This is a genomic window from Legionella drozanskii LLAP-1 (genome assembly GCF_001467585.1).
In the GTDB taxonomy this organism is placed as follows: Bacteria; Pseudomonadota; Gammaproteobacteria; order Legionellales; family Legionellaceae; genus Tatlockia; species Tatlockia drozanskii.
In genome coordinates, this window is record NZ_LNXY01000020.1 from 621,040 (window position 1) to 634,059 (window position 13,020).

Genomic DNA, 13,020 nt, shown 5'->3' on the forward strand with positions numbered 1-13,020 from the left:
GATCCTTAGCAATGAGCAAATAATATACAGCATCTATTAAGTTTAGTAGGATAAACAGCTCATAACCTTTCAAAAATGGTTCGCGTATTAAATCCGAACAAGCGTTCGTGCATGCGGTGTGCATATTCATCGGTCATATTGGCAATATAATCACAGACTACGCGGAACGCATCTTCCTCTTCTTGAGCTTTTAGAAATAAGGCACGATTTTTATTATCCAATAGACTATTGGGGTTGGAACTAACGGCCTCAAAAAGTCGTAAAACAACCGTTTGGCCGCCATATTCAAAGGTCCGTGCCTCTTGCGAGTCGATAACATGTTGATGAATACACTGCATTAAATAATTCAATAAGGCAGCTGCTTCAGGTAATAGGGTAATATTATGTTTTAATAAGGGATTTTCAAACGCCTCATTAGTGGTTGTAATATGAGTGGCAGTGATAAAATAATTCACCATTTGGCCAATCGCTTGTTTTCTATGATGCAGCTCTGGGCTAAACAATAAATCGAGTAACTGATGTTGATTTTTTTCCAACGCTGTCTTTCCTAGAAGTTCATTGAACTGCTGATTTTCTAGATGAGCACGGTTTACCAAACGAAGGTGAATTGCATCTTCCAAATCATGAACACCATAAGCAATATCATCGGCTATATCCATAATTGAACAATCAAAGCTATGGTAGGCTGATTTTCCATGTTGATTCATTTGGGGCAATTGAGCTAGCGATTGAAATAACTGCCTATCCTGCTCAGAAAAAGGCGATAAAAGCCAGTCAATCTCAGGTTGTTCGCAATCAAAATAAGCTTTAGGAGGTAACCAATCATTAATACGGATTGTTTTATTTAAAGATTCAACAGATTGGGGTACTTCAGGCGCAACGACTCGAGCGCGATTGACAGGGTATTTAAGAATGCCGAGAAGAGCGCGGCGAGTTAAATCCAGTCCATAAACCCCATAGCTGTTTTCAACTTTTGTTAATAAGCGCAAAGTTTGGCCATTTCCTTCAAAACCACCATGGTTACGCATCATGTAATTAAGAGCAACTTCACCGCCATGGCCAAAAGGAGGGTGGCCAATATCATGTAGCAAACAAACGACAGTGATTAAATCTTCGCTCGGCAATATACCCGGCAAAATAGAGTGCTGGTGATTGATAGCAAGATTACGGACGATACTACAACCAATGGAACCAACTTCTAGTGAATGAGTTAATCGAGTGCGGTGAAAATCGCCTTCATCCGTTCCTAAAATCTGAGTTTTTCGTTGGAGACGACGAAAGGCAGGGCAATGAATAACTCGTGTTCGATCTCGTTCGTAGGGATCGCGATGATCCTGATCTCCTCGTTGATGAGATTGCCCTGAGCGCCTATGAGTCCACATTTTTAATCATCACCACATTCAGTCGTCGCATTAAAAATCCAATACTGTATGCGATAACCGCTATTGAAACAACCTACAGTAAAAAAATTCAAGCAAATCGGGTGAAACTGGAATCATTTATGCTTATAAGCAGCTAAAGAGGGGCAGAGTTTTACCCATCCCAAAAAGAATAAGAATAACGGGAGCGCCATGATGAATAAAGTACAATTTTTAACAATCTGTCTTTGTACAAGTGGCCTGACAGCTTGTCTAAGCGACCAGCAAAACTATTATACAATGTACAGTACCAATCAACCTTATAAGCTTCAAAGTACCCAGTTTTATCCGCAAGCCTATGATGGAACGGCAAATTATGGTGAGTTTACACAGGGAGATCGCGAAGTCTCGGTGCCGGATTCCTATTATACTGGTTCCTACCATTCTCCAGCTTCTCATAAAGCTATAGACCGTAATTGGGTAAATGATCAGAATCCTAATGGATATACTATTCAATTAGGGGAAAGTGAAAAAGCATCCCAAGTTGCTGGAAAGCTTTATAAAGCACCGAAAAAAGATCGAATGGCAGAAGTAAAATGCAATCGCGATGGTAAAAGTTATTATAAAGGCGTTTACGGTAGTTATAATAATTATCAAGAAGCGCAGCAAGCACTTAACAATTTACCTCCAGAACTTCGACAAAGCGCTGGGATTAAGAATTGGAGTAGCATCCAAGCGAACACTAGTAATTAACTTATTTGGCTGAGATAACTACCATGAGTTTTACTACACCGGGGGTTTCAGTCCGTTCAGCAGAAAATTGTTTAAAGGTAAGGACATAGTCATTACTCAAAGACCATAACCAGCTTAAAAATGGATTATAGGGTACTCGATCATAGGATAGTTGAATATCACCGGTACCCGTTTGCTGGAGTTGATAAACAAATTTTTGTAAGGAATTAGAGTTCAATTGATTGCCAATTAACGCGAGTAGCTTGGCATTGGTAATTGCTTGAGACCTTTTTTGCGATCTTGGTTGCTGGCGAACTTGTTGAATCCAAGTTAAAGTCTCCTGTTTTTCTTTAAATTCTTTCGATTTATTATTCACTGCTGTGGTTAGTGGCGAATAGACTAAAAGGTAGAATAAATAAATTAAAACACAGATAGAACCGATAGCTGCCATCCAGCGTTCACGCTCGTTTAAATTATGCCAATGATTCGCTATCACAGGGTAAGCTCCAAGGTACTGACTACCTGTTGGTTGAGTGTAGACGCTTGAGTTTGTTTAACCTTGACCTTCTCTTTTTCTAAGGCCGCCTGGAAACCCGCTAAGCTTTCAAAATTTTTCGTTGCTAAAGTGACTAAGAGTGTTTTATTTTGAAACCGTAGTTGCTCTATGGTAATTGGATTTTCTTTGACTGTTTTCGTTAATTTATCGAGTAAAGTCCAAAAGGTAAAATCAGAATTGTTTTGATTGGATTTCAATAGCTGGCTAATGCGAAATTTGGGGCTGATAACTTGATGAGATTGAGGAAAAAATTCTCGATAAATAACCGCTGTTTTTTCATTCACTTCATTTAGATCTTTATTAAGGAAATAAATTTTCATAGCATTGACTGCAAGAACGGATAGCAACCACAGCATGCACATGCCAAAGGCTGCTTGATATAAGCGTTTGGTTTTGCTTTGGCTACCATCATGTTGCAATTCACCTTGACAGAGATTGAGTGGTCTGGTGGTTGATAAACGCTGAGCCAGCCAAGTATAGGAAGATTCTTCCTGCTCGATGAGTTGTGCTTCAGTGGGTTTGAGCTGTGATTTATCGCTATCTGAAAAACAGTAAATCGTTTGTTCTTTAGTCCATTTATCCAGATAAAACGGCATCAGATCTGGACTTAAAGCACCCTGAAAACTGTCATCATTGATTAATAAAAACGAATCCATCATAGCAATTTCTTGAGGTTTAAGAGCAAACCAATCGAGCGTTAAATTATCAAAATTGATCTGATGCTCATCAAAAAAACTTATCAGTTCCTTTAGATAATTTTTATCTCCCACAACGACTAAATATCTTCCCGCTTGATAATAGTTGCGATCAAAAGCAAATTGCAGTGTATCAACGTTTTGCGCTAATCGCTCTTCCAAAGCAAAAGGAATTGCGGCTCGTGCTTTGCGATCGGGAAGCCAGGGTAGTTCAATTTGATGTAAGCTAAAGTGACGACTTGACGCCACGATATACGTTTGGGCATTGGTTTGAAGGGTTTTAATTTCCGCAAAGTCCCGTTGCGCGAGAGGAGCATCAATCTGACCTTTTGCATCTAACCTTAAACTCAAACAATTGTTTTCGTTAAGGTGTTGAGTAAAAAGAAAGCAAGTGGTCACATTGACGTCCTTAATAAATGAACATTATACGTAGGCGAATTTTCTCCCAACGGTATTCATTGCCCACTGACTTTTTAGTTGCTGAGAGAATAGATAAACAGCCATAGCATATTGTGGACTGGCGTTATACCGTGTAATGACATAAAAGTTGGGATAAGCCAACCAAAATTCCTGTCCTGTTTGCGTTGTTAATTCAATTAAACCTACTTTAGAAGGCGTATTTGCTGCTGCAGTAAGAGGTTTAATTCCGGCTGCTTCCAACTGCTGAACACGATAGACTGCTGTTTTATAAGTTGTATTAATCTTTTTATAGTCAAAGCCTTCGACTTGAGCAGGTTGGGCAATGCCTTGGTTCGATTTCCAACCGTGTTTATGGAAATAATTAGCGACGCTTGCAATGACCGCATTATCATCGTTCATTAAATCGATTTTTACATTTGGAGAAAAATTAGCGGCATAGTTACGATAACTTGAAGGCATGAATTGGGGTTTGCCCATGGCTCCGGCATAAGAGCCAAGATATTGGGTGGGTGGAACCTGGTGTTCACGGCAAAGTAATAAATATTCACCTAATTCTTTGGTAAAAAATGGTGAGCGTTTGGGATAATTAAAGGCCAGCGTCGATAAGGCATCCAAAACACGATAAGTACCCTGATGTTTACCATAAAGTGTCTCAACACCAATGATCGCTACGATGATGTTTGCAGGAACACCGTATTTTTTTTCGGCTTTATCTAAAGCAGCTTGATTGGTACGCCAAAATTCCATACCTGCCTGGACTCTTTCAGGTGTTAGGAATAATTGTTTGTAAACGTCCCAGCTCTTTTTTTCAAAGGGCTTATCCATTGATTCAATAATTTGAGGTTGCAACTGAACATCGCTCATCACAGCGACGAGTTCTTTTCTGTCAAATTTGTGCTCTTTGACCATATGATTGATAAAATTCTGCACATCTTTACGTTGGGAGAATGCCAGGTCCGCTTGGGCTATACAACTACCGAGTAGCAATATAAGGCTGAAACAGATCGTAATTAATCGTTGCATTGGTCATCCTTATCTGAATTCAAAAAACGCCGATTGTATTAAGAAAATCAAGTAACAGCAATTTTTTTACATCACTAGCAGTTTTGCTGCAGCACAACTCATTAAGTAAATCATCTCTATTTTCTATTTGCAATGTCCTTATGATTGAAGACTGGTTAATCAGCTTAGCTCGCTCTGCGAGAGCGAATTCCTAGGGAGCATCGAACATAAATCCCCAATCGTACAGCCTAATTATGATTTTGCGCTGAAATCTAATATTTTGAAGTAGCTTGAGCATTATAATTCAGCTAGAATACGCAATTTATTAGCAGGTTTTTCAGTTGAGTGATCTAAATCGAATCCGTAATTTTTCTATCATTGCCCATATTGATCATGGTAAATCAACCCTAGCTGATCGATTTATTCAGCTTTGTGGCGGATTAACTGATAGAGAAATGTCAGAACAAGTACTCGATTCGATGGATATCGAGCGAGAAAGAGGCATCACTATTAAAGCGCAAAGTGTTTCTTTGAATTATAAAGCGCGTGATGGCAAAACCTATTTACTCAATTTCATCGATACTCCAGGTCATGTTGATTTTAGCTATGAAGTATCTCGCTCACTTGCTGCCTGTGAAGGCGCGATTTTAGTTGTGGATGCGGCCCAAGGGGTCGAAGCGCAGACCGTTGCAGTTTGTTATACCGCGATTGATCAATCATTAGAAATATTGCCCGTTCTTAATAAGATTGATTTGCCTCAGGCCGAACCTGACCGTGTGATTGCCGAAATTGAAGATATTATTGGTCTTGAGGCCCATGATGCAATTCGTGCAAGTGCAAAAAGTGGTGTAGGCGTGGAGGATGTTCTTGAAGGTATTGTTGCTAAAATTCCTCCACCCCAAGGCGATATTGATGCCCCTTTACAAGCTCTAATTATTGATTCTTGGTTTGACAGTTACCTCGGCGTTGTTTCGCTTGTTCGGATTGCCAATGGCAGTGTACGAAAGGGGGATAAAATGCGTGTGATGTCAACTGGACGCACCTATGAAATTGATCAGGTGGGTATTTTTACACCCAAACGTACCAAGCTCGACGTCTTGCAAGCTGGAGAGGTCGGTTATGTTGTAGCCGGTATTAAAGAAATTCAAGGCGCTCCTGTCGGGGACACTTTAACGCTTGAAAAGAATCAAGCTTCTACTCCTTTACCTGGATTTAAGCGAGTTAAACCGCAAGTTTACGCGGGTCTATTCCCAATCGGTGCTGATGATTTTGAAGCCTTTCGTGAAGCTTTAGCCAAATTAAGTCTTAACGATGCCTCATTGTTTTATGAGCCAGAATCCTCCGAGGCGCTTGGTTTTGGTTTTCGCTGTGGCTTTTTAGGTATGCTGCATATGGAAATTATCCAAGAGAGACTCGAGCGAGAATATAATTTAGATTTAATATCAACTGCACCGACGGTAGTTTATCAAGTGGTCACAACCAAAGACGAGACCCTGATGATTGATAATCCCTCGCAATTGCCCCCTCCACAGCAAATAAAACAAATGTTTGAGCCGATTGTGCGGGCTAATATTTTAGTGCCACAAGATTATTTGGGACAAATTATTACTCTTTGTATTGAACGTCGTGGTGTACAGATTAATATGATGTATAGCGGTCGCCAGGTATCGGTTACCTATGATATCCCTATGAGTGAGGTCGTATCTGACTTTTTTGATAAATTAAAATCAGTAAGTCGTGGCTACGCTTCGCTTGATTACAATTTTATACGTTTTGAAGAAGCGGCATTGGTCAAGATGGACGTGCTCATTAACAATGACCGGGTCGATGCTTTGGCAGTTATTGTACATAAAGACGCTGCTTACAATCGGGGTAAAGCCCTCGTTGAAAAGATGCGCGAGCTTATTCCACGCCAAATGTTTGATGTTGCAATTCAAGCTGCTTTAGGTAATCACATTATCGCCCGTCAAACAGTAAAAGCGCTGCGTAAAAACGTAACGGCAAAATGTTACGGTGGAGATATCACGCGTAAACGAAAGCTGTTGGAAAAACAAAAAGCGGGTAAAAAACGCATGAAACAGCTTGGTCATGTAGAAATTCCGCAAGAAGCCTTTATGGCTGTGTTCCAAACGGATAGGAAAAAATAGGATTTTTTTAAATAAAATAGCAATAGGAAACAATGCATGAATTTCGCTCTGTTGTTAGTTGTTCTTTCTTTTATAACGGGAATCATTTATTTATTTGATATTCTTTTTTGGGCTAAAAAGCGTGCACCCGAACAAAAGCCTGGGAAGATTATTGAATATTCGCGTTCCTTTTTTCCTGTTTTTTTCCTTGTATTGATTTTGCGTTCTTTTTTAATAGAGCCGTTTCGCATTCCTTCTGGTTCTTTAGAGCCAACCCTACTAGTGGGCGATTTTCTTGCAGTTAATAAATTCGCTTATGGGTTTAGGCTGCCAGTTTGGGAAAAGAAAATAATTCCGATTTCTAATCCTAAAACCGGCGAGATAGCCGTTTTTCGTTGGCCGCCGGATCCAAGTTATGACTATATCAAACGCGTCATTGGCGTCCCTGGCGATAAAATTAGTTACCACAATAAAGTCTTAACCATTAATGGAAAGGAAATGAAGCAAACTTTCGTTGAATACACAACCGACGAAAGCTCAGGAAAAGCCGTTGCTAAATACCAAGAAGATTTAAATGGTATCCTTCATGATATTTATATTCGACCTGAGGTTGCGGCTGAGGATTTTGATATAGAAGTCCCAAAAGGACAGTATTTTATGATGGGTGATAATCGCGATGACAGTGCGGATAGCCGCTTTTGGGGCTTCACGGCTGATGAATATTTGCGCGGCAAAGCATTTATCGTCTGGATGAGCTGGGATGGAAAAACCGACAGAGTAAGATGGTCAAGAATAGGGCGCTTTATTAATTAGTATATAATCTGTGTAATGATAAATTTGACCTATCCTTAAATAGGATTATTTTTAAGAGGTAAATGTTGGTTCGCATCGATTTGCAACGTCTCAGTAGACGATTAGGCTATGAATTTAAAAAGAGTGCCTATTTAAAACAAGCATTAACACATTGTAGCGCTGGCAGTGAAAATAATGAGCGTTATGAGTTTTTGGGTGATTCTATTTTAAGCTTCGTCATTGCCAATGCCTTATTTACCTTATTTCCAGAACAAAGTGAGGGCCAACTAAGTCGATTACGCGCTTTTTTAGTCAAAGGCGAAACACTTGCTGAAATAGCAGCAGAAATCGAATTAGGAGATTTTTTATACCTTGGTCAAGGGGAACTGAAAAGTGGCGGTTTCCGTCGCGCCTCTATACTCGCAGATGCTTTAGAAGCAGTGATTGCTGCTGTTTTTCTTGATGGCGGATTTGTTGAAAGTCAACAATTGATTCTTAAGCTGTATAGTTCACGTTTAGAAGATAAAAATCTAAATAACAACCTAAAAGACCCCAAAACGCAGTTGCAAGAGTATTTACAGTCCAAGAAAAAACCTCTACCCGAATATAGTTTATCTAAAATAGAAGGTGAGGAACATGATCAAATCTTTCATGTGATTTGTAAAGTTAGCGGAATCAAAACACCGACAGTAGGCTATGGTTCTAATCGAAGAAAAGCTGAGCAGCATGCCGCAGAGCAATTGTTACAGCAATTGAAGAATTCTTAAAGATTTTGGTCTTGTTTGTCTTTGCGAATTACTTTTAAATCCGTCATTGCGAAGAGAATAGCGACGAAGCAACCCAGCGCAATTGACGAATTTCAAGAAAGCTTAATTAAGCTCCTCTAAAGTATTTACTGCTTCCAACCATTCTTCTTCGGCTTGTACCAGTTCTTGTTGTAAGGTTTTCTGCTGCTGCAGCAAAGTTTGTAACTTCTGCTGCTGTCCTTCTTCATAAAGCGATAAATCAGCTAAACTATTCTCAAACTGTGAAAGGCGCTGATGTAGCAGATCGACTGTTTGCTCTAATTTTTTTATGCGATTTTGTAGGGTTTTTTTCTCGCGATAGGGATTATTAGCAATTGAAGATTGCTGAGTTTCTGTGCCTGCTTCGCGATTTAGTAACCACTGGTAATAATCGTCTAAATCTCCCTTAAACACTTGGACCTGTTGCTGGTAAACCAGATAAAAATCATCCACCGTCGTGCGTAGAAGATGTCGGTCATGCGAAATTAATATTAAAGCTCCTTCATAGCTCTGCAAGGCAATTTCTATCGCTGCACGCATGCCAAGGTCAAGGTGGTTTGTTGGCTCATCAAGCAATAACAGATTGGGTTTTAACCAGACAAGTTTCGCCAAGGCTAATCTTGCTTTTTCTCCACCGGAAAAATGATGAATGGGTTTTAATGCCATGTCACCAAGAAAATTAAACCCACCTAAATAGTCACGAATCGTTTGTTCTCTCGCTTCAGGCGATAAGCGTTGAATTGTTTCAACAGGGCTTAATTTAAAATCTAATTCTTCCAATTGATGTTGGGCATAATAACCCACTTGTAAATTAGGCGAACGATGAATCGAGCCAGAAAGCGGAGAAAGAGCGCCGGTTAGCGTTTTAATTAAAGTTGATTTGCCTTCGCCATTGGGGCCAAGTAGGGCAATTCTATCGCCAGGATTGAGTGATAAATTTATTTTTTTAAGTATTGCAGGTTTATCCTCATAACCCGCTGAAACCTGGTTGCAGTGTATAAGCGGATTACCTGCGCGTTGGCAGGGGTAAAAGTTAAAAGAAAAGGGAGAGTCAACCTGAGCTTGGGCAACAATGTCCATTTTATCTATCGCACTAAGACGACTCTGGGCTTGTTTCGCTTTGGTCGCTTTTGCACGAAAGCGATTCACATAGGTCATTAGATGATTTATTTTTTGCTGCTGCTTTTCATACATCTTTTGTTGTAATGCAAGTTGTTCGGCGCGAGTTTGTTCAAAACGACTGTAATTACCGCTATACAAATTCATCGTTTGATGTTCGATATGGAGAATATGAGTAACAAAAGCATCGAGAAATTCGCGATCATGAGAAATAAGAATGATGCTGCTTGGGCTTTGCTTAAGCCACTTTTCCAGCCAAAAAATGGCTTCCATATCTAAATGGTTTGTTGGCTCATCGAGTAACAATAGGTCAGCAGGTTTCATCAGGCAGCGTGCAAGACTGAGGCGCATTCGCCAACCCCCAGAAAAGCTGTTGACAGTGCGGGTTTGTCCATCCGTTTTAAAGCCTAATCCTGCCATAATCGCAGCAGCTTTTGCAGGTTTACTATAGCCGGCTGTTTGCGTAAGAAGTTCATGACAACTAATGACCTCTGCATCATTGCCGTCTTTTTCGGCCTTAAGCAAACGTTGTTGTAAATTGAGGTATTCTTCGTCTCCAGCAAGAACAAAATCCAGTGCAGAATCTTGGCTTTCGGGTAGTTGCTGAGAGAGATGGCTAATTCGTAAATGGGAGTTGATTAAATATTCTCCGGTATCAGCCGTAAGCTGACCTAGAATTAGACTAAATAAACTCGATTTACCGCAACCATTATGGCCAATCAAACCGATTTTTTGCTTTTCATGAAGCGTAATATTGGCCTTATCAAGCAGAACTTTATTTCCACGAGAGAGGGTGATTTGGTTTAGAGATAACATGGTACTTAAGACATAGATTTTAGGAGGGTTAGTTTAGCATAGTTCGCTGATGGGGTCATTGGTCTGGGGAATTGATCTCAATAATACTGTCATCGATTTACCTTGCTTAATTCTCATTATCTTGCGGCTTAACCGCTGAGCCAGAACTTAGATAAATCACTCGGATCCTCCAGTCAATCTAGAGGATGGCGAAGGGTCTGTTTAATTTATGGACAGTGAGAGGGAAATATTATTTCCACATCACATTACACTGCTGCTTACTCGCTGCTTTAAGCATATTAATTAAAGGCAATGCTCTATTCGCCAAGCTCACAGGCTGCTCATCATCCTCTTCTTCGCTTTGTCCTTTTACCGGGGGCGTTTGTTTTTGTGAAACTCCTTTCTCTAGACGTGAGAGCGCATCAGGAATTTCCTTCGCTACTATTGCACCAGGGACAGTGCCACTGTGTCCCATGATTGATAAAAGTCGTTTTGCTACATCACCAAACATTGTGATATTTTCATAAGCGTCGCAGGAGAAAGTAACTAGCATGATTATTTTCCTTATTTCATAATACTTCTAAGATCCAAAAAATTAAACTTAACTACTTTAAAGTAAGGGTAAAATTTAATGAAAGCAAAATGATTTTGTCTAAGTTCATTAAAATACCTATAATGTAGCCATTTAGTTTCCAGGTTGAAAAATGAATAAACAAGATTTTTATTTTGATTTACCGGAGGAGTTGATTGCTCAATATCCTTTACCAAATCGCAGCGATTCACGTCTATTTGTCTTTAATCGCCAAACAGCACAGTATAATCATCAACAATTTAAGGACATAACTGATTATTTCCAACCTGGCGACCTTTTGGTAATGAACAATTCCAAAGTAATCCCTGCACGCTTATATGGCCAGAAAGCAAGTGGAGGAAAGGTTGAGTTATTAGTTGAGCGCTTATATGGCGATGATTCTTTTTTAGCTCATATTAAAGCCAGCAAGGCACCTAAAGCGGGTTCTTTAATTCGTTTAGCGAATGACTGGCAAATTGAAGTACTCCAAAAACTGGATGATTTATACCATTGCAAAGTGTTGGGCGATGTCGATGTCATGTTGAATGAAATTGGCCATATTCCCCTGCCTTTATATATTAATCGGCCGGATGAGTCCTTGGATATGGATCGCTATCAAACTGTTTATGCGATGCATAAAGGTTCAGTAGCAGCACCCACTGCAGGTCTACATTTTGATGAAGCGTTGATCCAGCAATTAAAAGAAAAAGGAGTCAATATAGCCTACTCTACCTTGCATGTTGGCGCAGGAACTTTTAGACCGGTGAGAAGCGACTCAATTCATGAGCACAAAATGCATAGCGAACATTTCACCGTGAGTGAGGAACTTTGCCAAGCGGTCAATAGTACGCGCGCGGCTGGCAAGCGGGTTATTGCAGTAGGCACGACATCAATGCGCAGTTTAGAAAGTGCAGCGGAAAATGGGGTGCTGAAACCTTGTAGTCGCGATACTAATATCTTCATTTATCCTGGGTATCAATTTCAGATTTGTAATGGCTTAATAACTAATTTTCATTTACCTGAATCGACCTTGCTCATGTTGGTGTCAGCCTTTATAGGTCACGCTCAGGCAATGGCTCTTTATAAGGAAGCAATTGCATTAGGATATCGATTTTTCAGTTATGGTGATGCGAGCTTATTGCTTTAATCCGATGAGAGGAGTTGCGAAATGAGCCAAAAAAAGAAGAATAATTTCATACCCATACTCACCTCTGAGGCAGGGGCTTGTTTAACTTTAACCAATTGGCATGAAATAGGCGTGGAAACGGTTGCCTATTATTTTGATGAATTATTAATGAAACCCGGTTTCTCATTGCTAAATACATTACCCGATTTACGTAGTTATTGTGGGTGGCAAGGAACTATCGTCGTGAATGCGGCGAGATTAAAAGCGAATAGCAAAGGCCAATATTCTTTTCGTTCCCGTTTTGATGGCAGTATTATAAGTATTAGAGAGGAGGAGCTTCTCGCTTTATTACTAAAATTACAGCCTGAGATAGTTATTCTTCCCCAGCAGTTAGCAGAGACTCATGTAATTGAACTCTCGTCAAAAATTCCTCACATTTTTAGGGTAGGAAATGAAGTTAAGTCAGCAGGTCGCTATCTTGTTTATGACAAGCAAATACCTTGGTCTGATTTTATGCAGCAAGTAAGGAACAATGAGGGGAAAACGAGCTATCTCGCGGGAGAATTTGATGGGTTGCAATTAGATGAGTTAATCAATGAGGGAATTGAGTTAATCGAATCAGATAAACCAGCGAGCGATGCTTTTGCCGGCCAGGTCTATACTGAGCAAGGTACTATCGCTTTACTCGAATCAGCGATGGCCGAGCAACATCAGGTTATTGATGAAAAATGTACTTGCCCAACTTGTGAACAACGGTTGACCCGAGCCTACTTACATCATTTATTAATGCATACTCCGTTGCTGTGTCAACGGTTTTTAATTCAACATAATGCTCATTATTATCAACATCGGATACAATCTTTGCTGTAAACATCATGAAATTGCGCAGTAGTTCATTTACGTGAGGTTGAAATCTCGCTATGATGTCACGCTACTTAATTAG

The 13,020-nt window shown here is 40.0% G+C and carries 12 protein-coding genes; 6 read left to right on the forward strand and 6 right to left on the reverse strand.

The annotated features are described in order from the left end of the window. Positions 1 to 59: 59 nt before the first annotated feature. Entirely contained in the window at positions 60 to 1,382 is a 1,323-nt protein-coding gene (locus Ldro_RS07120) for an anti-phage deoxyguanosine triphosphatase (RefSeq protein WP_058495707.1), read from the reverse strand. A gap of 189 nt (positions 1,383 to 1,571) precedes the next feature. On the opposite strand from Ldro_RS07120, the gene Ldro_RS07125 reads away from it, so the two are divergent. Continuing rightward, the gene (locus Ldro_RS07125; RefSeq protein WP_058495708.1) at positions 1,572 to 2,111 is read left to right on the forward strand and encodes an SPOR domain-containing protein; all 540 of its coding nucleotides are present in this window, start codon (positions 1,572 to 1,574) and stop codon (positions 2,109 to 2,111) included. Position 2,112: 1 nt separating this feature from the next. On the opposite strand, the gene gspM is transcribed toward Ldro_RS07125, so the two are convergent. From gspM to mltB, 3 genes are all read right to left on the reverse strand, one after another. Then, entirely contained in the window at positions 2,113 to 2,586 is a 474-nt protein-coding gene (gene gspM, locus Ldro_RS07130; protein ID WP_238583985.1) for a type II secretion system protein GspM, read from the reverse strand. Continuing rightward, positions 2,583 to 3,692 (reverse strand): type II secretion system protein GspL, encoded by a 1,110-nt coding sequence (gene gspL, locus Ldro_RS07135; RefSeq protein WP_238583986.1) that lies wholly within the window; start codon positions 3,690 to 3,692, stop codon positions 2,583 to 2,585. Before gspL ends, gspM begins: the two co-directional genes overlap by 4 nt. A 72-nt stretch (positions 3,693 to 3,764) precedes the next feature. After that, positions 3,765 to 4,784, reverse strand: coding sequence for a lytic murein transglycosylase B (mltB, locus tag Ldro_RS07140; RefSeq protein ID WP_058495710.1), 1,020 nt, complete (start codon positions 4,782 to 4,784; stop codon positions 3,765 to 3,767). Between the two features lie 320 nt (positions 4,785 to 5,104). Here mltB and lepA point away from each other — a divergent pair, with 320 nt between their 5' ends. From lepA to rnc, 3 genes are all read left to right on the forward strand, one after another. Next, positions 5,105 to 6,910 carry a translation elongation factor 4 gene (gene lepA, locus Ldro_RS07145; RefSeq protein WP_058495711.1) on the forward strand — a complete coding sequence of 602 codons (1,806 nt, stop codon included), beginning with the start codon at positions 5,105 to 5,107 and terminating at the stop codon, positions 6,908 to 6,910. 36 nt (positions 6,911 to 6,946) lie between these two features. Further along, positions 6,947 to 7,702 (forward strand): signal peptidase I, encoded by a 756-nt coding sequence (gene lepB, locus Ldro_RS07150; RefSeq protein ID WP_058495712.1) that lies wholly within the window; start codon positions 6,947 to 6,949, stop codon positions 7,700 to 7,702. A gap of 62 nt (positions 7,703 to 7,764) precedes the next feature. Then, entirely contained in the window at positions 7,765 to 8,448 is a 684-nt protein-coding gene (rnc, locus tag Ldro_RS07155; protein WP_058495713.1) for a ribonuclease III, read from the forward strand. A 102-nt stretch (positions 8,449 to 8,550) separates the two neighbouring features. Here rnc and Ldro_RS07160 read toward each other — a convergent pair whose 3' ends face one another. Continuing rightward, positions 8,551 to 10,401 (reverse strand): ABC-F family ATP-binding cassette domain-containing protein, encoded by a 1,851-nt coding sequence (locus Ldro_RS07160; protein ID WP_058495714.1) that lies wholly within the window; start codon positions 10,399 to 10,401, stop codon positions 8,551 to 8,553. 229 nt (positions 10,402 to 10,630) lie between these two features. Further along, positions 10,631 to 10,933 (reverse strand): DUF1840 domain-containing protein, encoded by a 303-nt coding sequence (locus tag Ldro_RS07165; RefSeq protein WP_058495715.1) that lies wholly within the window; start codon positions 10,931 to 10,933, stop codon positions 10,631 to 10,633. A gap of 151 nt (positions 10,934 to 11,084) precedes the next feature. Between Ldro_RS07165 and queA the strand changes: the two genes are divergently transcribed. Together queA and Ldro_RS07175 are read left to right on the forward strand one after the other, a co-directional pair. Beyond that, the gene (gene queA, locus Ldro_RS07170) at positions 11,085 to 12,098 is read left to right on the forward strand and encodes a tRNA preQ1(34) S-adenosylmethionine ribosyltransferase-isomerase QueA (protein ID WP_058495716.1); all 1,014 of its coding nucleotides are present in this window, start codon (positions 11,085 to 11,087) and stop codon (positions 12,096 to 12,098) included. Positions 12,099 to 12,119: 21 nt separating this feature from the next. After that, the gene (locus tag Ldro_RS07175; protein WP_058495717.1) at positions 12,120 to 12,947 is read left to right on the forward strand and encodes a tRNA-guanine transglycosylase; all 828 of its coding nucleotides are present in this window, start codon (positions 12,120 to 12,122) and stop codon (positions 12,945 to 12,947) included. Positions 12,948 to 13,020: the final 73 nt, after the last annotated feature.